The organism is Bacillus sp. FSL L8-0167 (assembly GCF_038630295.1).
Classification (GTDB): domain Bacteria; phylum Bacillota; class Bacilli; order Bacillales; family Bacillaceae; genus Bacillus; species Bacillus safensis.
In genome coordinates, this window is sequence record NZ_CP152027.1 from 281,414 (window position 1) to 305,823 (window position 24,410).

At 42.4% G+C, this 24,410-nt stretch carries 25 protein-coding genes; 16 read left to right on the plus strand and 9 right to left on the minus strand.

The features are described from left to right. The first annotated feature begins 2 nt into the window (after positions 1-2). Together MHB66_RS01555 and MHB66_RS01560 are read left to right on the plus strand one after the other, a co-directional pair. Positions 3-941, plus strand: a complete 939-nt coding sequence (locus MHB66_RS01555) for a response regulator (RefSeq protein WP_034283187.1) — start codon at positions 3-5, stop codon at positions 939-941. A 191-nt stretch (positions 942-1,132) separates the two neighbouring features. Further along, positions 1,133-2,218 (plus strand): SEC-C metal-binding domain-containing protein, encoded by a 1,086-nt coding sequence (locus MHB66_RS01560; RefSeq protein WP_342490569.1) that lies wholly within the window; start codon positions 1,133-1,135, stop codon positions 2,216-2,218. A gap of 47 nt (positions 2,219-2,265) precedes the next feature. Here MHB66_RS01560 and MHB66_RS01565 read toward each other — a convergent pair whose 3' ends face one another. From MHB66_RS01565 to MHB66_RS01580, 4 genes are all read right to left on the minus strand, one after another. Next, complete coding sequence (locus MHB66_RS01565; protein ID WP_034283192.1) at positions 2,266-3,306, minus strand: DUF4352 domain-containing protein; 1,041 nt, start codon at positions 3,304-3,306, stop codon at positions 2,266-2,268. Positions 3,307-3,619: 313 nt separating this feature from the next. Continuing rightward, positions 3,620-4,276, minus strand: a complete 657-nt coding sequence (locus MHB66_RS01570; protein WP_046313723.1) for a response regulator transcription factor — start codon at positions 4,274-4,276, stop codon at positions 3,620-3,622. Continuing rightward, on the minus strand, positions 4,273-5,487 hold the full coding sequence (locus tag MHB66_RS01575; protein ID WP_046313726.1) for a sensor histidine kinase: 1,215 nt from the start codon (positions 5,485-5,487) through the stop codon (positions 4,273-4,275). Before MHB66_RS01575 ends, MHB66_RS01570 begins: the two co-directional genes overlap by 4 nt. 18 nt (positions 5,488-5,505) lie before the next feature. Further along, on the minus strand, positions 5,506-5,970 hold the full coding sequence (locus MHB66_RS01580) for a DUF1453 domain-containing protein (RefSeq protein WP_231293948.1): 465 nt from the start codon (positions 5,968-5,970) through the stop codon (positions 5,506-5,508). A 158-nt stretch (positions 5,971-6,128) separates the two neighbouring features. Between MHB66_RS01580 and MHB66_RS01585 the strand changes: the two genes are divergently transcribed. Further along, a complete protein-coding gene (locus MHB66_RS01585; protein ID WP_024424368.1) occupies positions 6,129-7,058 on the plus strand; it encodes an aldo/keto reductase in 930 nt (309 codons plus the stop codon). Between the two features lie 32 nt (positions 7,059-7,090). On the opposite strand, the gene MHB66_RS01590 is transcribed toward MHB66_RS01585, so the two are convergent. Further along, positions 7,091-8,056, minus strand: coding sequence for a GHKL domain-containing protein (locus MHB66_RS01590; RefSeq protein WP_046313731.1), 966 nt, complete (start codon positions 8,054-8,056; stop codon positions 7,091-7,093). Positions 8,057-8,067: 11 nt separating this feature from the next. Beyond that, positions 8,068-8,769, minus strand: coding sequence for a LytTR family DNA-binding domain-containing protein (locus MHB66_RS01595; RefSeq protein WP_046313733.1), 702 nt, complete (start codon positions 8,767-8,769; stop codon positions 8,068-8,070). A gap of 166 nt (positions 8,770-8,935) precedes the next feature. On the opposite strand from MHB66_RS01595, the gene MHB66_RS01600 reads away from it, so the two are divergent. From MHB66_RS01600 to MHB66_RS01610, 3 genes are all read left to right on the plus strand, one after another. After that, complete coding sequence (locus MHB66_RS01600) at positions 8,936-9,676, plus strand: ATP-binding cassette domain-containing protein (protein WP_025092774.1); 741 nt, start codon at positions 8,936-8,938, stop codon at positions 9,674-9,676. Continuing rightward, positions 9,676-10,851 carry an ABC transporter permease gene (locus tag MHB66_RS01605; protein ID WP_046313735.1) on the plus strand — a complete coding sequence of 392 codons (1,176 nt, stop codon included), beginning with the start codon at positions 9,676-9,678 and terminating at the stop codon, positions 10,849-10,851. The genes MHB66_RS01600 and MHB66_RS01605 overlap by 1 nt, the downstream gene beginning before the upstream one ends. A gap of 157 nt (positions 10,852-11,008) precedes the next feature. Further along, positions 11,009-11,320 carry a hypothetical protein gene (locus tag MHB66_RS01610; RefSeq protein WP_046313737.1) on the plus strand — a complete coding sequence of 104 codons (312 nt, stop codon included), beginning with the start codon at positions 11,009-11,011 and terminating at the stop codon, positions 11,318-11,320. Between the two features lie 180 nt (positions 11,321-11,500). On the opposite strand, the gene MHB66_RS01615 is transcribed toward MHB66_RS01610, so the two are convergent. Further along, complete coding sequence (locus MHB66_RS01615) at positions 11,501-12,562, minus strand: DUF4352 domain-containing protein (RefSeq protein WP_034283205.1); 1,062 nt, start codon at positions 12,560-12,562, stop codon at positions 11,501-11,503. Positions 12,563-13,089: 527 nt separating this feature from the next. On the opposite strand from MHB66_RS01615, the gene MHB66_RS01620 reads away from it, so the two are divergent. Together MHB66_RS01620 and MHB66_RS01625 are read left to right on the plus strand one after the other, a co-directional pair. Beyond that, on the plus strand, positions 13,090-13,518 hold the full coding sequence (locus MHB66_RS01620) for a cell wall hydrolase (RefSeq protein ID WP_024424361.1): 429 nt from the start codon (positions 13,090-13,092) through the stop codon (positions 13,516-13,518). 119 nt (positions 13,519-13,637) lie between these two features. Then, positions 13,638-14,417: a glucose 1-dehydrogenase gene (locus tag MHB66_RS01625; RefSeq protein WP_034283207.1), complete on the plus strand. Its 780-nt coding sequence runs from the start codon at positions 13,638-13,640 to the stop codon at positions 14,415-14,417. 20 nt (positions 14,418-14,437) lie between these two features. Here MHB66_RS01625 and MHB66_RS01630 read toward each other — a convergent pair whose 3' ends face one another. Both MHB66_RS01630 and MHB66_RS01635 read right to left on the minus strand, forming a co-directional pair. Then, complete coding sequence (locus tag MHB66_RS01630) at positions 14,438-15,475, minus strand: acyltransferase family protein (RefSeq protein WP_046313738.1); 1,038 nt, start codon at positions 15,473-15,475, stop codon at positions 14,438-14,440. A gap of 210 nt (positions 15,476-15,685) precedes the next feature. Next, positions 15,686-16,678: an LLM class flavin-dependent oxidoreductase gene (locus MHB66_RS01635; RefSeq protein ID WP_046313741.1), complete on the minus strand. Its 993-nt coding sequence runs from the start codon at positions 16,676-16,678 to the stop codon at positions 15,686-15,688. A 414-nt stretch (positions 16,679-17,092) separates the two neighbouring features. Between MHB66_RS01635 and MHB66_RS01640 the strand changes: the two genes are divergently transcribed. The 8 genes from MHB66_RS01640 to MHB66_RS01675 all read left to right on the plus strand — a co-directional run bounded on the left by MHB66_RS01640 (position 17,093) and on the right by MHB66_RS01675 (position 24,355). After that, a complete protein-coding gene (locus MHB66_RS01640; protein ID WP_034283211.1) occupies positions 17,093-17,695 on the plus strand; it encodes a TerD family protein in 603 nt (200 codons plus the stop codon). A gap of 20 nt (positions 17,696-17,715) precedes the next feature. Further along, positions 17,716-18,297 (plus strand): TerD family protein, encoded by a 582-nt coding sequence (locus tag MHB66_RS01645; RefSeq protein WP_039176267.1) that lies wholly within the window; start codon positions 17,716-17,718, stop codon positions 18,295-18,297. A gap of 39 nt (positions 18,298-18,336) precedes the next feature. After that, on the plus strand, positions 18,337-18,915 hold the full coding sequence (locus tag MHB66_RS01650; RefSeq protein ID WP_007498343.1) for a TerD family protein: 579 nt from the start codon (positions 18,337-18,339) through the stop codon (positions 18,913-18,915). A 139-nt stretch (positions 18,916-19,054) separates the two neighbouring features. Next, complete coding sequence (locus tag MHB66_RS01655) at positions 19,055-19,834, plus strand: TerC family protein (protein ID WP_034283214.1); 780 nt, start codon at positions 19,055-19,057, stop codon at positions 19,832-19,834. Between the two features lie 98 nt (positions 19,835-19,932). Further along, positions 19,933-21,120: an HpcH/HpaI aldolase/citrate lyase family protein gene (locus MHB66_RS01660; RefSeq protein ID WP_034283217.1), complete on the plus strand. Its 1,188-nt coding sequence runs from the start codon at positions 19,933-19,935 to the stop codon at positions 21,118-21,120. Further along, positions 21,110-22,441 (plus strand): phosphoribosyltransferase family protein, encoded by a 1,332-nt coding sequence (locus MHB66_RS01665; RefSeq protein WP_046313743.1) that lies wholly within the window; start codon positions 21,110-21,112, stop codon positions 22,439-22,441. Before MHB66_RS01660 ends, MHB66_RS01665 begins: the two co-directional genes overlap by 11 nt. After that, positions 22,434-23,543 (plus strand): cysteine protease StiP family protein, encoded by a 1,110-nt coding sequence (locus tag MHB66_RS01670; RefSeq protein WP_046313744.1) that lies wholly within the window; start codon positions 22,434-22,436, stop codon positions 23,541-23,543. The genes MHB66_RS01665 and MHB66_RS01670 overlap by 8 nt, the downstream gene beginning before the upstream one ends. Beyond that, positions 23,540-24,355: an HAD family hydrolase gene (locus tag MHB66_RS01675; RefSeq protein ID WP_046313747.1), complete on the plus strand. Its 816-nt coding sequence runs from the start codon at positions 23,540-23,542 to the stop codon at positions 24,353-24,355. The genes MHB66_RS01670 and MHB66_RS01675 overlap by 4 nt, the downstream gene beginning before the upstream one ends. Positions 24,356-24,410 lie beyond the last annotated feature (55 nt).

The window sequence follows — 24,410 nt, forward strand, 5'->3', positions numbered from 1 at the left end:
GTATGCGATTCTTCATTGCAGATGATGATCGTGCAATACGCTCGATTTTAGGTCAAATCATTGAGGATGAGGATTTGGGAGAGGTCGTAGATGAAGCGGGTGACGGAGTTGGATTAGAGGCACATTCACTGAACCTCAAGAAAGTAGACATCCTTTTGATTGATCTTTTAATGCCTGCTAGAGATGGCATTCAAACCATCCGCCATATCCACCCTGAATTCAAAGGCAAGGTCATTATGATTTCCCAAGTAGAGGCGAAAGAGATGATGGCAGAAGCCTATGAACTAGGGATTGAATATTATATCCATAAGCCTGTCAATCGCATTGAAATCGTCAGTGTGATTCGAAAAGTCATGGAGCGTATCAAGCTGGAAAAATCGATTTACGATATACAAGCTTCTCTTCGCCACGTGCTGCCATTAGAGCCTGTGATTTCTCAAGGTGCGGGCGCTGAGGCGAAGAGAAGGACGATGAAAGAAGCTGGGGAGTTCCTCTTATCTGAGCTGGGAATTGTCGGCGAGAGCGGCTCTAAAGATTTACTGGAGATACTCATCTACTTACATGAAACACAGTCAGCCAATTCTCATGAGGTCAATTTCCCGCCGCTAAAGCAGCTGTTTATCAAAACAGCAGAAAGAAAACTGGCTCATGATGCAACCGATGTAGAGGTGATGCGGGAAGTGAAAGCGGCGGAGCAGCGGATTAGACGAGCTATTCATCATTCCTTGAATCATTTTGCCTCACTAGGATTAACAGATTTCTCAAATCCTAAGTTTGAGCACTACGCGTCGAAGTTTTTCGATTTTACCGATGTCAGCCAAAGAATGAAAGAAATGCAGAAGACATCTTCTCCCGCAGGATCGACGGGCAGAGTCAATACAAAGAAATTCGTACAAATTTTTTATTTTGAGGCAAAGCAGTTATTCGAAGGAATGAGCTGAGGAAAATCTGTTGGTATGATTGGAGAAAATAAACAGAGGAAGTCTGTCTTTCCTATGATCTATCGTGATCTTCAGGTGTTTTTATAATTTAACTGATCATTCTGATTTTTCTTTTTTCTTGAAAATGAAACCCTCCTGTGCAATCGTTTGTTAAAATAGTGAGGTTAGACTAGAATGTCGGAGGTTTTATTTTGGGGAAAATTAAACGAAATGCGCTCTGCCCTTGCGGAAGCGGAAAAAAATATAAACATTGCTGTGGTCAAAAATCAGGCGGAGAACAAACGTCTGAGCTTGTGTTTAAGGAAGCTGTACAAGTCCAAAAGGATTTAATGAATTATGCTTTTTCTAAGCATCAAAGAGCGATCAATCAATTCATTAATGAGTTTTCTTTCCTTGCAGATATGGATAAAGAAACGCAACAAATCTCAGTTTTCCATTTGAGTGTATGGGGCATCTTCTTCCGTCCATTAACTGATCAGAAAGAGAACATTTTCCAAGAATTCCTGACGAAGAAGGCAGAGGATATTACCCGTCCGAAAACAAGACAAGTGGTCCAGTCTTGGACAGACATGGAGCCATCATTGCTTTTATTAAATGAAAAAACGGACGAGTCTCTTTACTTTGAGAATATGATAACAGCGGAGAAGGTTGAAGTAGATGTAAAACCTGATCAAACGGTACTGCCTGAAAAGGGAAGTCTCGTGCTTGGTTTTCCTGTTCAATTTGAAGAAAAGGCAGAGTTTTTCATTCAATATACGATGTTTGCGAAAGAGTTTACAGATACTCTTCTTCTTCAGGTCCGCCAGCTTGTTGACGCATATGAAGCAAATGGAGGAGCGCGCAGCACATTTATGAGAGAATCATTCCCTGATGTGCTGAAGTGTATGTTTGCGAAGCAAGAAGTAGAAGAATCAGAGACACCTGTTCAAACAGAAGGCGATGCAGGTCTATCGGCAGATCGTATGGACTGGGCAAGTGACGTCCAGCTGGAAACTGCTAAGCTGATTGAAGACGGAATGAAGGAGCACGGTGACCAAAGCCTGACAGATGGTGCTTTAACGGTTTGGAAAGCCTACTGTGATCAGAAATCACCTGTGATCCGTAAAGCAGCGTCATTTGCTGCCGGAATCGAATACTACATTCATTCACTTGCAAGCGATGCCCCGCTATCTCAAGCACAAGTAGCGAAAAAGTATGGTATTAGTGCGTCGACTGTATCGAGCCGTTTTAAAGATATCGAAAAAGCGGTGAAAGAAGAGCAAGAGGCGACAGTATAATCTAAAAAAAGACGCGGCACCTTCAGAGGCCAGCGTCTTTTTTTAGATTATCTCGTTTTAATAAAACCACTCATGTACTGCTCAGTATTATAATCGTTGAGGTCAATTTTCCATTGACCCTCCCCATTACGTTTCATTTTCACTTCATATTCAGCTGGGCTTGAAACGGGAGGAAGTTTTTCGAATTCAGATGCGTACATGTTTAAGCTTTTTTTATACAATTCTTCTTTAGAACGGATTTTCCCGTTGTAAAACTCGTCTCTTTGCTTGTCTAGCTTGTCTTTTAAGTTAGAAGCATCAATGCCTGTTACTTGAGCGACAACCTTTGCTTCGTCATCAGAGATGGTTTTCACACTTGTTTCTACTTTCGCTTTATCCTTCATGGTGTTTTGAATGCGTTTGTACATCGACAGAATATCTCGGTCACTCACTTCATTTCCGTATATTCCTGCACTTCTTTTGAAGTCCTTTACAAACATCTCATGGTATTTATTGACGACATCCGATTGGTTGTCACCCGTTAAATCTGCGAATTCATCGTTCTTTTTATCAAAAACAATAATATCGGTATAAGCGGATAACGCTTTTGCTGGGTTATCCAGCTTTTTTGCTGAATCGAGTATTTTGTTTCCATCTAGGTCGATTTGGATGGAATCACTGTTTTTCTTGATGCTGTCCTGATAAACAAACTGATATTTTTTCCCTTTGTCTACTAGGAAATAAAGTGCTCCTGAAAGTGACTTGCCTTTGTTCAATGAACCAAGGTCAAGACGGTCTTTGCTGCCGTAGAATTTTAAATCAGATACTTTGGCATCGTCCTGATAAAGGGAGAAGTCAGAGTTATATAATGAAAGGGCTTTGTCACCTTTATTTGTGATCGTCAGATTGACTTTTAGTACCAATTCATTGTCTCTCAGGGTAGTTGTTGAGTCTTCTGGTAACGTATATTCGTAGCTATTAACTTTTACCTCTGCTGTTTTCGTTGACTTTTGATCAGCGTCGGTTGATTTGGCTGAGCTCTGGCAGGCTGCAGAGATGATCATCACGAATGAAATCATGAGGAGTGCACTTATTTTTTTAAGATTCACAGTTGATGCTCCTTTGCTTTTCTTTCGTCATTTCATTCCCGCTATCTGACTAAGAAAAAAGAAACAGATAGAATGGTATATTCGGGTGTTAAAGGGGAAAATATCCTAATGACGATTTGCACTATTCATTCTATCGAAATTCATTCATGATGAGGAATAGGTTTTAGTCCCTATTTTTGATCATTTTTAACACAATCACCTATAAAATAAGGAATTAAATAAGCACAATATACTAGTTAATAAGTATTGATTTATAGATTTATTTTAGGTTTTAAATGTTTTTTGTATAAAAATCTTGAAGTGAAGGTAGTTTTTATTTCACGAGGCGGTGCCGGATGGCGAAGACGACAGCCTGTGTACGGTCTTGTGCATTGAGCTTTTGTAAAATACGGTGCACATGCGTTTTTACCGTACTTTTGCTGATAAATAATTGATCAGCAATGTCTTCATTCTTTAAGCCATAGGCCATTTGCTGTAATACATCGCGTTCACGTTCTGTGAATGATTCGTGAAGCAGATGAGTGTGATGTGTATCATTTGCCTGCTGAAGAGCTCGTGCCATCATGTGCTCAGAGGCTGCCGTTCGAAAGACAGATTCACCAGCAAAGGCGGTGCGGATGGCCTCAATTAATTCCTCAGGCATTGTATCCTTCAGCAAATAACCGACTGCCCCTGCACGAATTCCGTCAAAGACGTATTCTTCCGTATCAAAGGTCGTGAGAATCACAACTTTTACATCTAGATGCTTTTTTAAAATGTGCTCTGTTGCTGTGATGCCATCCATTCCAGGCATTTGTACATCCATCAGCAGTACGTCTGGAGTGTTGGTCGAGCAAAGCGTAACCGCCTCCTGACCGTCTGACGCCTCCCATATGACGTTAATATCCTCTTGAGCGCTTGCAATATAACGAAATCCTTGGCGGATCAGCGGCTGATCATCAATAATGCCAATCTTAATAGGGTTTGTCATGCCTTGGAGTCCTCCTTGATAGGAATTTGAATATGAATACAGAAGCCGTGCGGCTCGCGTATGGACGTCTTGAGGGAACCGCCTGCTGCGTCACACCGTGCCTTCATGCCTGACAGCCCAAAGCCAAATGAAAGATCTTTTTCGCTGGTCAAATATCCATCGTCTTCAATGTTCATCATCAGCTCATGCTGGTGGTTATATAGTGTAATGGTCATCGCGGTCGCCTTGGCATGGCGAATTGTATTGGTGATGGCTTCTTGTAAAATGCGGTAAAGCAGTTCAGAAACGGAGAGCGGCCATTTTTTATACGTAAGCTGCTCTGTATGAAAGTGAATGTCAAGCTCACCCGATATCTCTCCTTGCTTGATGAGGCTGCGAAGTCCGGCAAGTCCGAGACCTGCATCATCTGACGCCATATGATGAACCACAGAACGAACCTCGGTGAGACAATTTTTGGAAATATTGATCAGCTCCTGAAACGTCTGCTCCATCTGCTCTGGTTCTTCCTGCTTTAAACGGTAGGGCAAAGACTGCAGCTGGACAATCATCGAGGTTAATTGGTGTCCGATGCTGTCATGCAGGTCACGTGCAATTCTGCTTCGCTCCTCCAGCACTGCAAATTGGAGAGATTGAACGGTCGCTTCTTCAAGCTCCATATGCGCCTTTTTCAATTGTTCATGGGCTTCTGATAATTCCTTGTGAACCAATTGCAATTCTCCGAAGTGTTCTTCCTTTAATTCCTGTTCACGCCGCCGCATTCTAGAAATCAAAACAAGTGTATACACAAGCAGCTGGAATAGCGGGAGAGTGATCACCGTGTTCCAAGAAAAATCGTTTACATAATAGCTGATCCCACTGGTGAAAAAGATGATAGCAAATAGATAGGGATGATGCGCCTCTGAAAAACGAAAAGCGATAAAGCCGATCATAAAAAAGGTCAGCCCAATACTGTCTTGAATCTGACCTGTTACCAGCCACAAGAGTTGTGTCAGAATCCACATTAAGAAAAGCATAGAAAATTGCTTCTTAGGTGACAGCTTGCTTTTTGGAAAAAGACAAAGGAGAAACACCAAATAGACGAAGGTTCGAAACACCAATTCGCCTATTGAAAGGGGCTCATACATTTGAATATACATATAGATCAATACAAGGCCTAATACGAATTTTCGCCTTATTTGACCTAAAAGCTTGAGTGGCTGCTGAAGGTTCATATCAAAAACTCCTGTCTGTCAGTTAATAGCAGCAGATGCCTTGATGTTCATATATTTTTTTAAAAGAATAAAACGTAATCCGATCATACTGCCGATTGGAAGGAATGTCAGGCCATTTGCGAAAATAATCAGGGAATGACCGCCATCCTGTACAATTGAACCTACTGTCATCCGGATAAGGATGATTCCAATGAAAAAAAGTGTTCCATAGAGTGAGCTGGCGGCGGTGATACGCCCCGACTGTTGATCATATGTTACTTTGTATAGTTTACCTCTCCATAGCCCGATTGCAAAACCTGTGAGTGCAAAGACAATCATTGCAAGCAGGCTCATCGCCGTAATTTCAATATGCTGGGTAAAGGAATAAGAGAGTGTGCCTAATAAAATGAGCGGTCCTATGAGAAGCCTGATGGGGCGGATTTCTTTTTCCTTGCCTGTTCTTAAAAGCAGAATAATCATAATGATGACAATTTGAATGGTCATGACAAGATCTCCTTTTCGTTTTAGTCTATCTTCATCATACGCATCTTCTATTTTCGCCGCGTCCACCTGCAGGTTGATTTTAGAGAGCGGTATACTTGAATGTTGGAAATGATTCGTGGGAAAATAAGGATGATTATGTAGATAAGGGAGATGAGCTTTTGAAAAAGGTAACGCTTGGACGAACTGATTTGCAGGTAAATCCGATAGGGCTTGGTACGAATGCAGTAGGTGGACATAATTTATTCCCGAATCTTAGTGAGGATGCTGGACGGGAGCTTGTGGAGACGGCTCTTGATCAAGGTGTCAATTTCTTAGATTCTGCTTTTATTTATGGGCTGGGCCGTTCAGAGGAATTAATCGGTGAGATCATTGCCAAAAGAGGCGGCAGAGAAAAGCTTGTCCTTGCGACAAAAGGAGCTCATAAGGAAGTAAACGGGCAAATTGAACTTGATAACAGCCGTGATTTCTTAAGAGAGCAGGTTGAAAATAGCCTGAAACGACTGCAAACTGATTATATTGACTTGTACTATATGCATTTCCCGGATGGACGCACGCCGCTCGAAGAAGTAGCAGGCACATTAAAGGAATTGAAGGATGAAGGGAAAATCAGGGCAATCGGTGCATCAAACCTTGATTTTGAACAGCTTCAAGCCTTTAACCGAGATGGCTACTTAGACGTGCTTCAATCGGAGTATTCTCTGCTGAAACGTCAGGCAGAGCAGGATCTTCTTCCATACTGTGTCGAGCATGGGATTTCCTTTATTCCTTATTTCCCATTGGCATCAGGCTTGTTGACTGGGAAATTTACAAAAGATGCGACATTTGATGATATTCGAGCAAAGGACCCGCTTTTCCAAGGCGATGCTTTCCTTTCAAATCTCGAAAAAGTAGACAAGCTGAAAGCCATTGCTCAATCAAAGAATGCAGAAACAGCACACGTCGCACTCGCTTGGCTCTTAGCGCAGGATGGCATTGATGCTATTATTCCAGGGGCAAAACGAGCAGACCAAGTGCTGCAAAATCTAAAAACAAACGATGTTCAATTAACAGAAGAGGAAATCAATCAAATCGATAAGATCTTCTCTTAACACTAAAAAAAGGTGCAGCTATGCACCTTTTTTTATGACATGGTGAGAGGGATTTTGATGACGAGCCGCAAATTTGGAGAACGGTAAGTGAAATCAAGTGTACCGTCTGCCTTTTCAACAAGCTGTTGAATGATATACGTCCCCATGCCTTGATGATCGCCGCCTTTTGTCGAGCGGCCAAAAGTTTTGAACAAATGATCTAGCACGTGTTTTTCCATACCTTTTGTGCTGTTTTCACAATGGATTAAAAATAGCCCGCTCCGAATAGAAGTCGTGACCGAAATGCTTCCCTCTTTTCCGGCTTGCTTCGCTTCAATCGCTGCATCTAGAGCATTATCAAGCAGGTTGCCAGTAAAACTAACCTGATCCGCCTTTGAAAAAGGAAGCGATGAAAAGGGTGCTTGAAGGTCTAGTGAAAGTGCAATGTCCTCTTTCTCAGCCCGCTCCAAAAAGGAGTGTAGGGTAGAGGCCAAATAAGCATTTTCGCCTTTCATCCATGGGAAATGTTTGACGTATTGCTGAATCAAATCTTTGATCTCACGCTCGTCGTTCGACGAAGAAAAGGCATTTAAATGTCTGGCTGTTTCATGATGTTTACTGCGCATCTCAAGAAGTAATTCGTTGGTTCTTGATTCTGCTTTTATGAGCTCTTGAAGCCGTCCATTTAACTGTTTTTCTGTCTGCATCACCTTCAATGAGAGGATATCAACTGTCACCATCATGATGAGCGCCAAAAGATAGGTCAGCCCATTCGGTTGCGTTACAAACAGCAAAAGACCTGCGCAGGTGATGAGTAGAAAAGCGCCTAATATCACATCACCACTCGTATGAGGCAAAAATCTTTTGTACATGAAAAATGTATAAACACACATCGCGCAAAAGGTAAGAAGCCACAACACAATGGATGTTAACGGCAGAAAGGCTTCAGCAGCTGCATGAAACGCAAGACCTAACCATATGAGGGCATAAATGCGAAATCCAAGATAGAAAGCGTTCACGTTCGTTCTCCTTAAAAATAGTATTTCTTAAAGAATTCTAATTGCTGCTTGGTCATCATGGCTTTTTTATCTGTACCTTCAAAAGACACGATATACGAATTTTTAGCATACGCCGAGAAATTCTTAATGTAATGAATATTGATGATAAACGATCGGTGGGATCGGATAAAATCCTTTTCAGCCAGATCGCCCTTTAACTCGTTTAATGTCTGATAGGTCTGAATATCTCCTGTCGTTGTCACGATAGTTGTTGAGCGGCCCGTTCGTTCAACAAAAATGACATCCTTTTTCTGCAGCACATGAATATCTGACTGCTGTTTAATGAGAAGCCGTCCATGAATGCTTTTCTCCTGCTTGGTGGACATATAACGCTCTAAAGATTTCGCAATTCGATCAGCTTGGTAGGGCTTCATAATATAATCATGTACATTCAAATCAAACGCATGGACCGCATATCCACTGTTTCCTGTCACAAAGACCACATCGACATTCAGTGCGTGAGAGTGAATGAGGTCCGCTAATTCATAGCCGGACATTCCAGGCATTTCAATGTCAGCAAACAACAGATCAATGTCTCCTTTTTTGACCTTCTCATATGCATCCTCTGCTGACTGCGTGACAAAGACAATGTCCACAGCCTCCATCCTGCCTACAATGGCGTGCAGCTTTTCTAAATCTACTCGGTAATCATCGACGAGACCTACTTTTATCATAAAAATCACCTATGACTATTCTTATTATTTGTCTATTTTACCATTTGTTTTTTTGAAATAGATCATTTCAAGACAGAAAAAGGACGTTTCGCGACATTTTTATATCAGGCAGGCATTATTTTTTCTATCATAGACTTAGAAAGTAAAGTTGAAAGGGGCGAACCAAATGATTACTCTCAGCGATTGCAGCTGCTGGTTTAAAGATAAGAAAAAAGTCGTGAAAGCGATGAAACACATGACGTTCTCCGTGAAGGAAGGGGAAGTCGTTGGCATCCTAGGAGAAAATGGTGCAGGAAAAACGACATTATTGCGCGCCGTAGCCACATTATTAGAGCCTACACACGGAACAGTCACTGTCGCAGGCTTTGATACAGTGAAAGAAGCAACAGAAGTGAAAAAACGAATTGGTGTCTTGTTTGGCGGAGAGACGGGGCTTTACGACCGTTTGACGGCAAGAGAAAACCTTGAATACTTTGGCAAATTATATGGCTTAGATCAGCATGAAATCAAAGCAAGAATAGAGGATTTGGCAAAGCGTTTTGGAATGAGACAATATATGGATCGCAAGGTGAAAGGATTCTCAAGAGGAATGAAACAAAAGGTGGCGATTGCCAGAACGTTAATTCATGATCCTGACATTATCTTATTTGATGAGCCGACAACAGGCTTAGATATCACGTCGAGTAATATTTTCAGAGATTTTATTCATCAGCTCAAACAGCAAAATAAAACGATCCTCTTTTCAAGCCACATCATGGAAGAAGTCAGCCAGCTTTGCGACAGTGTGATGATGATTCATCAAGGAGAGCTTGTGTACAAAGGGACACTTCCAGAATTATATGCACAGGAACAAAGTGAAGACTTGAACTATATCTTTATGTCGAAGCTCGCTAGGGGGATTTCATAATGTGGAAAACCGTCTTTTTAAAAGAAATGACAGATGCGCTGAGGGATCGAAAAACGTTGCTCTTAACTGTACTGATTCCTCTTTTGACGATGCTTGGGCTGGTGTTCTTTTATGAAAGCATGATTGCAGATCCAGGGGATAAAGCCTATACAGTCGCCATCAATGAACAGCTTCCAGCGGAAATGAACCAAATGATCAAAGAGGTCAAAAACCTAAACCTTGAAACATTTGATGATCCGCAGCAAGCCGTCAAGGATGGTAAGGCAAATGCTTACCTGGAAATGCCGAAAGAAGCAGGTGATATGCTCAAGCATCAAAAGCCATTCGCCATTAAAATTCATGGATATACGACAGATGATGATTCGGTGATCACGGTTCAAATGCTGCAATCATTGCTGGAGCAGTATCAAAACCAAGTAGTCGAGAAGCGTTTAGCAGCGGATCAAATCGACACGTCCGTTATTCATCCATTTGAAGTGCAATCCGTTGATGTAGAAGAAGGTGATGAAGGGGAAAATGGAGTGACCGCTATGCTGTTGTCGATTCTCCTTCCGATGATTTTGGTAACCTCCGTCATCTCAGGAGCTTTGCCGGCTGCGCTTGATATTGTAGCAGGTGAAAAAGACCGAAAATCAATTGAAGCCTTATTCCTGACACCGGCCAGCAGACTCCAGATTCTCATCGGAAAATGGCTCGCTGTCTCCATGTTCGGTATTTTAAGTGGGATTGTGGCGATCGGGATGCTGCTTCTATCCACTTTGCTCTTTACAGAAAAGCTGAAGCAAGCTCTGAACTTTGGTGATCAAATGTGGAGCATTATCGGCGTCATGTTTGCGGCGCTTATCATCTTCTCCTTCATGGTATCCATGATTGAATTACTGCTCAGTGTGATGTCGGGCTCAGTCAAAGAAGCGCAGTCGTACATGTCCATGATCATTACACTAGGTGTGCTCCCAATGTTCTTTACCATGAGAGCAGGTGCTACGCAGCTAGATACGTATTACTTTGCCATCCCATTCCTTAATATTCATGCGCTGTGTAAGCAATTGATGTTTGGGATCATTGATCCAATGTCCATCGCCCTGACACTCGGCTCCTCGGCACTGGCAGTCGTCATCCTGTTTGTCATCGTCAGAAGCTTGTTTATGAAAGAGAAATGGATGCTTGCGAAATAAAGAAAAACTTGCAGATATGTTCTGCAAGTTTTTTTATATTCAGAGATTCATATAAAAGAGGCTCGCGATAGCATGATGGAAGAGGAAATGATATAATTATCATAATTTTGCCAAATAAAGAAATTCGGGTAGGTCTTATCAAACAGATGACGATGATGTGTTAGGACTATGTAATATATATGCTCAGCAAACACACCATTTTGAAGCCTTTATTTTGGGAAACAGGGTAGGTTTATTAGAATTAAGAAATGCAATAGACAAGGCTTTAGAAACCGGTAGTTCTACTGCAACGTTATTCCCTTCTGATTATGAGGGATATGATGTCTATATTGCTTTAGTAGACGATGAGCAAAGGTTTGAAAAATTAACAACTCCTTATATAGAGGAATACGCACAAGAGGAAGATGCGGTTGATCCAATTGAGATCATTAAAGAATATGAAGCTGAAAAGAGGAATTCATCTTTATAAAATGTTCGCGATATGAAAAAAGCTCGATCTCACTATATTAGCAGCCATTACTATATTTATGGTGGATATCCAGTGGGTGTGGCTGGCGATTTTCTTGCTTTCTTGTCTGTATTTCGGAATCAAATATAGGAAACAACCGAATTAAATTAAGAAAAAACCCCCGGGATCGGGGGTTTTCCTTTAGTTCTTGATGAATTTCTCAACTAAAGAGCTTGTTTTGTAATCGTTCAAATCAAGTTTCCATTGGTCGATATCATTTTTCTTCATGTTGACTTCTACTGTTTCTTCAGAAGATGATGGTCCTAATTTTTTAAACTCATCTGGGTAAATCGAAAGTAAGTATTTTTGCGCTTCATCATAAGAAGCTGAACGGTTTTTGCTGTAGAACTCAGTCGCTTTCTCTTTCAAACGATCGACAAGCGGACTTGCATCGATTGGTGTAAGAGTGACAGTCACGACAGCTTTATCACCACTGATCGCTTTTGTTTTGGTTGATACTTTTGATTTTTCAGCTAATGTTTCTTTCACTGCTTTTAAAAGCTTATCAAGGTTTTCGTCCTTCGCTGAGCTAGAAGAAATACCAGAAGAAGTGATATAGCCTTGCTTGAATGATTTATCAAATTCGTTCACAACAGTTGATTTGTTATCACCTGTTAGTTTTTCGAAATCGTCGTTTTTCTTACCAAAAATCATTACATCAATATAAGAAGAAAGAGCTTTTGCAGATGCTTGAAGTGTATCTGCTTTTTTCATTAAGTCTTTACCTTTAATATCGAACTCTAGTGTTTTGTCATCTTTTTTAGAACCACTGCCTGGCTCTGTGTACACAAGCTGATAGTCTTTTTCTTTATCAACAACAAAGAAAAGACCGCCTTTTGTGACTTTGTCTGCATTTAAAGAGCTTGAAGATAATACTTCGTTGTAGTCATCTGGAGAGATCGTAGATACCTGTGCGTCATCTTGGTAAAGCGTGAAGTTGCTTTTATCAACATTGAGAGGCTCTTTGCTGATATTTTTTACAGATACATTCACTTTTAGTACATACTGATCATCCTGTACAGATGTATCGTATTGAGGTGGTAATGTGTACTCAGCACTTTCTACCTTTACCTCTGCTGCATCAAGAGATTTTTTGGTATCGTTTTCTTTCGCAGCTGTTTTGTCTTTTCCACCACTACAAGCAGCAGCGACAACAGTGACACACAAGATCAGAAGAAACAGGGATAATTTCTTTTTAAACATGGCGTGTTTTCCTCCTCGGGTTTATGGTGAATTTCATTGAAAAGCTGTAGTTCATATCATTCTTTTTGCACAAAAAGAAAAATACTGTATGTTTTTTACTGTAGAATGAAGCGAAAGTACTGTCAATACCTCAGTGCGTTTCAGAGGTTGATTGGCTTCAAGTAGTAAAAATGACACTAAGTTGAGAGGAGAAACTTGTAATTTATTATTTGATATCTCCTGTAGAAACTCAACATTTTATATTTTAAGGTTTTGAGTCGGATTATTGAATAGGTTCAAATGACTGTTTTTGAAGATGATGTCGCAATTAGAAGGATTTTTATGACTTGTAAATGAGTATATAGTAATGAATATTTCTTCCTGTTATGTATATGGTCACTTGGTTTGAGTGTTGTTGGCAGCGAGACACATGTCCAGCAAATTTAGACAGGCTGCCGACACTGAACATGCTTTTTCATGTAAAAATGGCAGTCATCTACACAGAAACACTACATAAAATAAAAGAGAAACGAACTGGAGGTGGATATATGGCAGTGGTAAGAGCGACAAGCTCTGATATTGATTTAATGGCCAGACTGCTGAGAGCAGAGGCAGAAGGTGAAGGGAGGCGAGGGATGCTGCTCGTAGGAAACGTGGGCATCAATCGTTTGCGTGCCAACTGCTCTGACTTTAAAGGGCTGCGTACGATTCCACAAATGATTTATCAGGAGCATGCATTCGAAGCGGTCACGCATGGTTACTTTTATCAACGAGCACGAGAAACGGAAAAAACACTTGCGCGGAGAAATATTAACGGAGAACGTTTTTGGCCGGCAAAATTCAGCCTTTGGTATTTTAAACCGCCTGGCGATTGTCCGGCGACTTGGTACAATCAGCCGTTTGTGGCAAGGTATAAGTCGCATTGCTTTTATCAGCCAACCGCCGAAACGTGTGAAAATGTCTATAATACCTTTTAGCTTGATGAAACGCACAATCCTCTTAGAGTACGAATACAGAGGGTTGTGTTTTTGTTTTTTCCAAAATGGGTAACCATTGTGTATCAACAAGATGAAGCACGTGAATGGAGGAAATAAAGATGTATCAAGATTTAAAAGGGAAAACAGCCATTGTCACAGGCTCTTCAAAAGGAATTGGACAAGCGATCGCATTGCGGTTTGGACAAGAGGAAATGAATGTGGTTGTGAACTATAAAGGCGATGAAGATGGAGCTGAAGAGACCGTACAAGCCATTCAGAAGCACGGAGGTGGGGCGGTGAAAGTACACGCAGATGTCTCCAAAGAGGAAGGCATCCAAGCCATCATGGATACAGCACTGGAGCATTTCGGTACAGTAGATGTATTCGTCAATAATTCAGGCTTCAACGGCGAAGAAGCGCTGCCGCATGAGATGACGCTGGAGCAATGGCAAAACGTCATCGATGTGAACATAACAGGTGCATTTTTAGGCGCAAAGGCTGCGCTCGCCTATATGATGGAGCATGACATCAAAGGGTCTATTTTAAACATTTCCAGTGTCCATCAGGAAATTCCGCGCCCATTCAACGTTCATTATTCCACTTCAAAGGGCGGAATGAATATGATGACGAAGACGCTGGCTCTTGATTATGCCGAAGCAGGTATTCGAATCAACGCGATTGCGCCGGGTACCATGGCAACCGAATCGAATGATGATTTACAGGATGAATTGAAAAAACAAAAGCAGCTTGAGAAAATTCCGATGAGAACCTTTGGTGAACCGAAGGAGATTGGGTCCGCTGCTGCATTCCTCGTTTCTAAGGAAGCGGCATATATCACAGGCACCACCTTATTTGTGGATGGCGGAATGACACTTTATCCTTCTCAAATTAATGATTAATCCAAAAAACATCCGCCTGTTCATCCGGCGGATGTTTTTTGTCCGTAGCGTTGTGCGGCTTTGGCTGTTTTGCCGAGCAGCATCGGATACTTGCTCAGGAAGGAGATACATGGCACCATGAGCAGCAATGTGCCGATCGTATAAAAAAGTGTCCAAGAGAGCTGTGCTGTATCAGCAATATTGATACCAAGTCCATAAAAAACAAATGCTTTCATGATATCGATGCCGGCAAACTGCAAGACAAGAATGACAATAGAATTTCGCCCTAGATACGTCAAAATAGGGGAAGTTTTCAATTTAAAGCTTAAATAAATCACGGCAGCTGAACCGAGTAGAGCACATGCATAGAAAATAAAGAGATCACCGTAGTCGTTGACGCGCATATCGATCCGTGAATTAAAGCTCTGCATGTAAGCCGTCAGCACAAGCAGACCTGTACATAACAGAAGGGTTGGATCTGTTTTTAATTCCACAAACCATTGCTTTGCTAAAAATCCAATTGAATAAAACACAACAGCCGTCAAGGCGACATTGGCGTTCCAAGGAAGACTTTGATCTAAAAGCAAGGTAGAGGCATATCCAGCACCTCCGCAAAGAACAGTCAGCAAGATCACGGCGGTTTTTCCTTTTGAAAGACGATGCATAAAGAAAAATAAAATTTCCACTAAAAAGAGCGTTGTTAAAAACCAAATCGCTGGATTATGTGTGAGTCTTGCTTCATCTGCATTGGATATGAAAATACCTGTAAACGGAACGAAGGGATCAATATCCGTTTGTCCCTTGAATGCGAAGAAGCGGGTAACGGAGAACCAAAATACATACGTAATGATGGAGAAATAGAGATAGGGCAAGAGTAAGCTTTTGGCTTTTTTCTGAATAAATGACAGAGCAGGGGATGAGGATGATCGAAACATCATGCCTGATAGTAAAAAGAAAAGCGGCATATGAAAAGAGTAAATGAATTGCTTGAGCGAATCTGGAATAGGCACATGCGCCATGACCACGAGCAGAATGCCAATTCCTTTAGCTGCATCTACCCAATCGAGTCTCTTTTTCATGTCTGTCATCTCCTTCTTTCTCAGCGGCGTAAACCGGTCATTGAATATGTACCTCTACTATATAAAAGGTACACCTCTTATGCGTTTACAGTTCGCTAACGATTAGAAGACACATTTGCGATCAGATGACAGACGGAAGGATTTTGACATCTTGATGTTACATTTCCCATTTTTTATGACAATGTAAAAAAGAAGCCTGGAAAGCTGGCTTCAAAATAATTCTGCTATTCTCTTGAAGGAACGTTGTTTTTCAATCGGATCAAAGGAATTGTTCAGAATCATGATGTCATCCGTTTGGTAGCGGTCCATCAAGATCTGTAATTGCTCTTTCACCGTTTCCTTCGAGCCGACAATCATCCTCTGGCGGTTTTGCAGCACTTTTTTCTTTTCCTGTGTGGTGTAGTGATAGGCATTTGCTTCTTCTATAGAAGGAACGCGGCTGTCCAGTCCTTTTTCAACACGCAGCAGCCATAAATCTGTACTGCTGGCGATCCTGTCTGCTTCTTCATCGGTTTCACCGCAGATGACAAAGATGGCAAACATAGATTGTGGCTGGCTGGAAAAGACGGATGGAGAAAAGTGTGATCGATACGTCTCAAATGCTTGTGTGCCGCGTGCAGGATGGATAAAGTGGCCAAAAATATAGTTGATTCCAAGCTCCGCCGCCTGCATGGCACTATTTTCTCCCAGCCCAAGCAGCCAAACCGGCGGATGAGCATCAACAAGCGGAGCAGCTTTCACGCCTGCATGCGGATGGCCAGAAGGCAGGCTGTCTGATAAGTAAAAAAGAAGGTCCTTCAGCTGGCGGTCAAACTGAGACAGGTCTTTATGCACGCCGTCCGTCAAAGCGAGTCTCGTCCTTTCAATCCCGCCCGGAGATTTGCCGACACCAATCTCAATCCGTCCAGGATAAAGGGCTTCAAGCTGCCGCGTGACCTCTGCTACTTTAAAAGGACTGTACTGAGGAAGTAAAATGCCGCCAGATCCGGTACGCAAGGTCGATGTATGAGCCGCAATATGAGCCATTAATATTTCAGGCGCTGTACTAGCGAGCCCTCTTGTGCTGTGGTGTTCAGCAAACCAATAGCGCTCATATCCAAGCGTTTCAGCCAGCTGAGCCAGCTGCGTTGTGTGAATCAATGTCTCCTGCGCTGTCTGACCTTTAGGAATGGCGACTTGATCTAATATATGAAGTGATGGCATCATCAACATCCTTTCATCAACATGCTGAATATAAGTATAAAGAAATCCATAGGTGGAAGGAAACGAAAGGGTTTATCCTTTTATCCTTTGCTTTTATCTTTTCTATATCGACATATGAAACCACATCAATACACTCCTTATCAGCAAGAGCTGTTCATCGGGAACTTTCGACAATGTTTCACATGAAACACTTCATTAACGACATGAACCATTTCCAATGTGCATCTTTCGTTAAAAAAATATAAAGTGTTTGAAACCTATCTTGAACATAGATCGTATATACTAGTAAATAGAAAAAAGAGTAAGAGGCTCCAATGTCATTTCATGAATTTTGTCGAATTTTCATGTATGATGATTTTAATAGGGTCCATCGCTTAATAAATAGATTTTTATTATGCTGGAGGAGTGATTGATTTGGCGATTACATTAGAAAAAGGTCAACGTATTGATTTAACAAAAGGGAAAACAGGGCTAACGAATATTCTTGTTGGACTTGGCTGGGACCCTGTATCAAAAGGCGGCGGATTTTTAGGGAAGCTGTTTGGCGGCGGAGGCGGCGCTGATGTTGACTGTGATGCTTCAGTGCTCATGCTGAAAAATGATAAGTTTACGGAAAATAAAGATTTGATTTATTTTGGCAACCTAAAAAGCAAATGCGGCAGTGTGGAGCATACAGGTGACAACCTGACTGGTGAAGGAGACGGAGATGATGAACAAGTCCTCGTCAACTTGAGCAAGGTGCCGGGTAATGTGAATAAATTGGTGTTTGTCGTCAACATTTATGATGCCCTTAGAAGAAACCAACACTTTGGTATGATTCAAAATGCTTACATTCGCATCGTTGATCGTTCAAACAATCAAGAATTAGTGAAATATAATTTAAAAGATGACTATGCAGGAAAAACTTCGTTAATCGTCGGAGAACTTTATCGCCACGAGAATGAGTGGAAGTTTGCGGCGCTTGGAAATGGTACAAATGATGCGAAGCTTGCCGATATTACGAGAAACTATATTTAAACAGAAGGGAGAGGTTCCTAGTGGGAATTTCTTTAGCGAAAGGTCAAAAAATTGATTTAACAAAAACGAATCCGGGTTTAACAAAAGTAGTCGTCGGTCTTGGCTGGGACGTCAATAAGTATGACGGCGGACATGACTTTGATCTAGACGCAAGTGTATTCCTTTTAGATGCGGCAGGTAAAGCAAGCTCTCCATCTGACTTTGTCTTTTACAACCAAACAACTGGCGGAGGCGGAAGTGTCGTACATACAGGCGATAACCGCACTGGCGAAGGGGACGGAGATGACGAGCAGGTCAATGTTGACCTTGCAGCTGTACCAGCAAGTATTGAGAAGATTTCATTTGTCATTACGATTCATGATGCAGAAGCACGCAGTCAAAATTTCGGACAAGTGTCTAACGCATATGTACGTATTTTAAATGCAGCATCGAATGAAGAACTCATTCGCTACGATTTGGCGGAGGATTTCTCAATTGAGACAGCCATTATTGTAGGTGAATTATACCGTCATGGCGGGGAATGGAAATTCTCAGCTGTCGGATCAGGCTATCAAGGCGGTCTTGCCCGCATTGCAACGGACTTTGGCTTAGATATCGGATAACGATAACTTCCTATTTTCAAAGACAGGAGAGATACGAATATGGCGATTCAGCTTTCAAAAGGACAACGTGTCGATTTAACCAAAACCAACCCAGGGCTGACGAAAGTGATGATCGGTCTTGGCTGGGATACGAATAAATATTCTGGCGGAGCCGAATTTGATTTGGACGCTTCGGCTTTCTTGGTGGATGCAAACAATCGTTGTCAGCAAGATACAGATTTTGTGTTCTATAATAACCTTCAGCATCCGAGCGGCAGTGTCACTCATACAGGTGATAACCGGACGGGTGAAGGAGATGGAGACGACGAGCAAATTCTCGTTGATTTCTCGAAAATTCCTGCTAACATTGATCGTATCGGAATTACAGTTACGATCCATGATGCAGAGGCGCGCAGCCAAAATTTTGGACAAGTCTCTAATGCATTTGTTCGTGTTGTAAATGAAGAGGGCGGGGAAGAATTGATTCGCTTCGATTTAGGCGAAGACTTCTCAATTGAAACAGCTGTTGTGGTATGTGAATTGTACCGACACGGAAGTGATTGGAAGTTTAACGCGATCGGAAGCGGATTCTCTGGCGGACTTGCAGCTCTTTGTCAAAATTATGGGTTAGAAGTGTAAATAAGAGAAACAAATCAATTCAAGAGGTGCTGTCAAAAGCTCATATGAGGGCCTTTCCTAAGTGAGAAAGAAACAGCGATCAAGAATAGCAGCAGGCGAAAGCCTGCTGATGCTTCTACACTTATAGGAGGAAAACCAGTTGGACATTTTGAAACATATGTTGGATACATATGCCTCGTTTTTTGATTGGCATATGTGGGCAGAGGTATTAACAGACCCTGTCTCTTGGGGGCTTATTGGGACGCTTGTCGTGCTTGAAGGATTGTTATCTGCAGATAACGCACTTGTATTAGCTGTAATGGTGAAACATTTACCAGAAAAGCAGCGTAAAAAGGCATTAACCTACGGATTAATTGGCGCTTATTTCTTCCGTTTTCTATTCATTGGCGTAGGAATGCTGCTTATTAAGTTCTGGTGGATTAAGGTCCTCGGAGCTGCTTACTTAGCATGGCTTGTTATTAAGCACTTCTGGTTAGGTGACGGCGATGATGAAGCGAAGGAACTGAAAAAAGAAGGCTGGATGGTTCGTGTCTTTGGTGTGTTCTGGGCAACCGTTATTTCTGTTGAAATTATGGACCTTGCCTTCTCGGTTGATAGTATTCTTGCAGCATTCGCTGTATCTGAGGAAGTATGGATTCTACTATTAGGCGGAATGCTTGGAATTCTCATGATGCGTACAGTCGCGCAGTTATTCCTTGTTCTCATTGACCGTATTCCAGAGCTCGAGAATACAGCGTTTATTCTCATCGGGATCATTGCGATCAAAATGGGCTTGAGTGCTGCTCACATTGAAATCCCGCATCTTGTATTCTTTGCGATTATTATCCTAGCATTTATCGGAACGTTTATTGTTCATAAAATCAATAAGAAGAAACATCAAGAAGTGACAAACGAAGCTGCGGCTTCAAAAGAAGAATAGGACGATCAAAAAGGAATGGAGTTGATTAGCGGCTCCATCCTTTTTTGAATCATCAAGTCATTTGTTCGATTTCTCTCAACAACAGGAGGTGGCACAGCATGCGGTATTTTGAGTTTTTATCAGAGGCGAGGCAGCGCGATATTTTTTTCAAACGGCCGGGGGCGATGCATTTGATGACGCCAAGGCACGTACTTGCGCATGCATTAGGTGCTACTTTGTATATGCCTGCGACAAGACAGGATATAGCAGACATGCTGCTGTCGCAGAAATATGAAGCGCTTTGCTCTGTTGTATTTTGTTTAGAGGATGCCATCGGTGATCAAGAAGTGGAAATGGCTGAACAGAATCTAGTGGTACAACTCGCCAAACTGTCGGACAAATTAACGCATACACCTGAAATGGCTGAACAAATGCCGCTTTTATTTATCCGGGTTCGTTCGCCGAAGCAGCTGCTCAAAATGGCAGCTTTGCTTGGTTCATCTCTTCGTTTATTGACGGGTTTTGTATTTCCAAAGTGTTCTATTCATAATGCGAAGGATTATTTGGACAGCTTGAAACAGGCGTCCGCACAAACGAAGACAACGCTGTACGGTATGCCCATTTTGGAAACACCCGATTTATTAGAAAAAGAAACAAGATATACGGTGCTGTCTGAGTTAAAGCAGATCATGCTGAATGATGAAGAATATATTTTGAATATTCGTATTGGGGCAACGGATCTTTGCGGCCTATATGGCATTCGCCGTGATCGCGACACCACCATTTATGAAATCAGATTGATTGCTGATTTGATCACAGATATTATCAATTATTTTGGCCGTTCCTTTGTTGTATCAGGTGCTGTATGGGAGCATTTTGGCTCTGCGCGAAAGGAACAAAAACCATTCATCCGTGCGCTTTCTAAGGGCGGTGAGCTGTCCTTATCTGAATTCGATGACGTACAAGGTTTACTCAAAGAGACAAGACTCGATGTAGCCAACGGCATACATGGAAAGACAGTGATCCATCCAACACATCTCAAGCCAGTGCAAAGCATGTACGTTGTGACAAAGGAAGAGTACTTGGATGCATTAAGCATTCTGGAACATGCTGACGGTACAGTTGGCGTGATGAAGAGTGCCTTTTCTAATAAGATGAATGAAACGAAGCCCCATTACAGGTGGGCAGAGCACATATTAATTAAGTCAGACATTTACGGGGTGTTTCATGAAAATAGAAGCTATATCGACATACTCACAGAATCAGAAGCGGCATACGCTGAACATCTTGGAACATATGGAGGTTGAGCTTGACCTCAAAGAAGGTGCGCTCCAGCTGGAAAAAGAGCATCTTTTTGAGATGGCGGCAAGGGTGAACAAAAAAAGAGCCTTTTTATTCGTTAGTAAGGTGCTTGGAAAGCATATTCCTGTTCATCCAGTAAAACCGCTTCTTGTCTCGGGTCTTTTAGCGATGGCATATGCCAAAGCGCAAACGGGAAAGACGCCCCCGCACCAAGATCTTATCGTCGAGGCACTCAAGACGGATGATCACACGGTGTTAACGGCAGCCTATGAAACACTCAAAGAAGAAAAGCTTTCAGCTGGCAATGTGCCTGTCGTCATCGGCTTTGCGGAAACGGCAACAGCCCTTGGACATGGTGTGTATGATGTGATAGAAGGCGCATCATACATTCATACGACACGTGAACAGCTGCTGGGTCTTGATCCGTCATTGGTATTTGAAGAAGAACATTCGCATGCAACAGATCAGCTTTGTTATGCAGACGAAGCATTACTTCGCACAGACCGCCCCATCGTGTTAGTAGATGATGAAGTCACGACAGGCCGTACAAATATCAACATCATTCGTGACCTTCATGCAAAGTACCCGAGGCATTCTTATACCATTCTTTCCATTTTGGACTGGCGGACGGAGGAGCATGAGAAAGCCATGTGCCAGCTTGAAGAAGAGCTTGGAATTCACATTACATCATTGTCTTTATTAAAAGGGCAGATGATTTTTCGAGGCAAAACGCTCGATGAGCCAGCTTATTCGTATGAGATTGCGGAGCAAGAGAATCAGCCAAGTCTCTCTTTTCACTCTCTTCAATCTTTCTTTAAGCAAGTGCCGTATTCATTTTCTCATGCAGCGAATTCGGCGGGTCATTCGCCATATATACATGAAACGGGCCGTTTTGGTTTAAAGGCAGCAGATACGGAAGCGCTCGACCAAGCAGCTGCTGAAGCGGGATTGAGGCTGCGGCAGGAACGCAAAGGAAAACAAACACTCTGCTTAGGGACAGGTGAGCTGATGTATGTGCCGATGAGACTGTCTGCACACATGGGGCAAGGTGTTCTCTTTCATTCAACAACGAGAAGTCCTATTCACCCAGTCGAAAAGGATGGATACGCTGTCCAAAATGGGTTTACCTTTATGAATCCAGAGGATGCCCGAATTCAGCACTACGTGTACAACATTCCAAAAGGTGAATATGATGATGTATTTCTCTTTTTTGAGAAAAAGGTTTCTCAGGAGGCATTGCTTCCGCTTGTTCACTTATTTGCTGAGCGGCATGTGAAGCATGTGCATATTGTGACTTTATCAGACGAGGTGAAGGTGAATGGCTAATGTGTATACAAAGATGGGGAGCTATCCAGAGCAGGATGTAACCTTCTTACTCAAAGATTTATCCTCTATTGAGATGGAGAAAAGTACAGAAGAGCGGGAGCGTTCAATTCAGAGCGGTGCACATTATTCAGAAATGCTGCCAATTGAGTACAAACCAACGGCATCTTATATGACTTTATTCTATCAATCTCTTGAAGAAAGTAAGGAAAAGGTAGCAGAAGCAGTAGCTGTTGTAGCAGAACAGATTGTGAAGAAGCGAGGCTTCCAAACCGTGCTTTGCAGTTTGGCGCGTGCGGGGACACCGATCGGGGTGCTGATCAAACGATATATTCGAAAGACGTATGGTGTCGATCTGCCTCATTACAGCATCTCTATTATTCGCGACCGCGGAATAGACGAGAATGCACTGCATTATATGCTGAAAGAACATCCAGGTTTTGAAATTGCTTTTATCGATGGATGGACTGGAAAAGGTGCGATTTCGAAAGAGCTCCAAAAAGCTGTTTTTGATTTTGAAAAAAAGTATGGTGTACGTCTCTCGAGTGAGCTGGCTGTGCTGGCAGACCCCGGCTATTGTACACATGTATACGGAACGAGAGAGGACTTTCTCATTCCAAGTGCCTGCCTGAATTCGACGGTGTCTGGACTTGTCAGTCGTACGGTACTAAACAACCGCTGGATCAATGCCGATGATTTCCATGGGGCAAAGTATTATAAAGAGCTGCTCGATGAGGATGTGTCCAATCTGTATGTGGATACGATTGAAGAAGCATTTTCCAGCCTTGAACCAAATGTACAAGAGAAAGCAGAAACCATCCTTACGCAGGGGACGCCGGCAGATTGGCGGGGAATGGCATCCATTGAAGCAATCGGTCAGGAGTTTCAAATTGAAAATACCCATTTGATTAAGCCGGGTGTTGGTGAGACGACCCGCGTGCTGCTTAGAAGAATCCCGTGGAAAATCTTAATTCAGCCTGGATCTCAGGAGAAGCTGAAGCATATTTTGCTTTTGGCTGAGGACAGAGGTGTTCCTGTCATTGAATATGCCAATATGTCCTACACGTGCTGTGGATTAATTCGTCCGCTGGAGCAAACGTCATGAAGACATATGCATTTGCCAGTGATTTAGACCGGACGCTGATTTACTCACATCGAGTGCTTGAGCAGTATGCGTATGAAGGAGAGTACGATTTAGTTGAGGTGCTGGACGAACGGCCGCTTTCCTATATGTCTGTTAAAACGAAAAAATCTTTGCAGACGATTCATCAATCAGGCTGGTTCATTCCAGTGACGACAAGAACAACTGCACAGTATGAACGAATCACTTTCTTTGAGCAAGAGCTTAAACCGGAGTATGCTGTCACAACAAACGGGGGCTGTATTCTTCATCATGGCAAGCCGCTTGAGGATTGGCAGGCCATTGTTGATGAGAGACTTAGGGAGTGTATGCCAGTCAGAGAGATGCTGAGGGCGATCTCCGAGCTTCCAGTTGCGGCATGGGTGAAGCGTACCCGTACAGCAGAGGGAAGATTCCTTTATTTGATTATGAAAGAGGAGTATCTATCTCACATTCCGCTTGCTGAATTGAAGCTGTGGGGCGAGAAGAGAGGCTGGCAGGTTTCTCTTCAGGGACGGAAGCTTTATTTTATTCCCCAGCCGCTTAATAAGTGGGATGCTGTTGCTTTTCTAAAGGACAGGCTGCAGCTAGAATACGTCTATGGTGCGGGTGATTCCCTGTTAGATGCGAGGCTCATTCGTCAGTCAGATATGGGCTTTGCCCCAAGACATGGAGAAGTTCTCGGCTTTCATCCAGAACTTGAGCCGACAGCAGCATCTGGCATGGCCGCAGCAGATGAAATCACCGCTTGTGTCATCAAGCATATGATGAACGTAAAAAAGCCTTCGATTCGATAGCAGAAGTAGAAGGCTGAATGATATGATAGTAGTAGCTTTCGAGAAAATATAGGAG

Bases quoted from the DNA above. Each gene is read 5' to 3' on its own strand.
- MHB66_RS01660 (WP_034283217.1), top strand. From the start codon at position 19,933: ATGCGGTATTTTGAGTTTTTATCAGAGGCGAGGCAGCGCGATATTTTT.
- MHB66_RS01600 (WP_025092774.1), top strand. From the start codon at position 8,936: ATGATTACTCTCAGCGATTGCAGCTGCTGGTTTAAAGATAAGAAAAAA.
- MHB66_RS01570 (WP_046313723.1), bottom strand. From the start codon at position 4,276: ATGACAAACCCTATTAAGATTGGCATTATTGATGATCAGCCGCTGATC.
- MHB66_RS01650 (WP_007498343.1), top strand. From the start codon at position 18,337: ATGGCGATTCAGCTTTCAAAAGGACAACGTGTCGATTTAACCAAAACC.
- MHB66_RS01595 (WP_046313733.1), bottom strand. From the start codon at position 8,769: ATGATAAAAGTAGGTCTCGTCGATGATTACCGAGTAGATTTAGAAAAG.
- MHB66_RS01635 (WP_046313741.1), bottom strand. From the start codon at position 16,678: ATGCCATCACTTCATATATTAGATCAAGTCGCCATTCCTAAAGGTCAG.
- MHB66_RS01675 (WP_046313747.1), top strand. From the start codon at position 23,540: ATGAAGACATATGCATTTGCCAGTGATTTAGACCGGACGCTGATTTAC.
- MHB66_RS01670 (WP_046313744.1), top strand. From the start codon at position 22,434: ATGGCTAATGTGTATACAAAGATGGGGAGCTATCCAGAGCAGGATGTA.
- MHB66_RS01605 (WP_046313735.1), top strand. From the start codon at position 9,676: ATGTGGAAAACCGTCTTTTTAAAAGAAATGACAGATGCGCTGAGGGAT.
- MHB66_RS01580 (WP_231293948.1), bottom strand. From the start codon at position 5,970: ATGACCATTCAAATTGTCATCATTATGATTATTCTGCTTTTAAGAACA.
- MHB66_RS01665 (WP_046313743.1), top strand. From the start codon at position 21,110: ATGGAGGTTGAGCTTGACCTCAAAGAAGGTGCGCTCCAGCTGGAAAAA.
- MHB66_RS01615 (WP_034283205.1), bottom strand. From the start codon at position 12,562: ATGTTTAAAAAGAAATTATCCCTGTTTCTTCTGATCTTGTGTGTCACT.
- MHB66_RS01575 (WP_046313726.1), bottom strand. From the start codon at position 5,487: ATGAACCTTCAGCAGCCACTCAAGCTTTTAGGTCAAATAAGGCGAAAA.
- MHB66_RS01630 (WP_046313738.1), bottom strand. From the start codon at position 15,475: ATGAAAAAGAGACTCGATTGGGTAGATGCAGCTAAAGGAATTGGCATT.
- MHB66_RS01620 (WP_024424361.1), top strand. From the start codon at position 13,090: ATGGCAGTGGTAAGAGCGACAAGCTCTGATATTGATTTAATGGCCAGA.
- MHB66_RS01555 (WP_034283187.1), top strand. From the start codon at position 3: ATGCGATTCTTCATTGCAGATGATGATCGTGCAATACGCTCGATTTTA.
- MHB66_RS01625 (WP_034283207.1), top strand. From the start codon at position 13,638: ATGTATCAAGATTTAAAAGGGAAAACAGCCATTGTCACAGGCTCTTCA.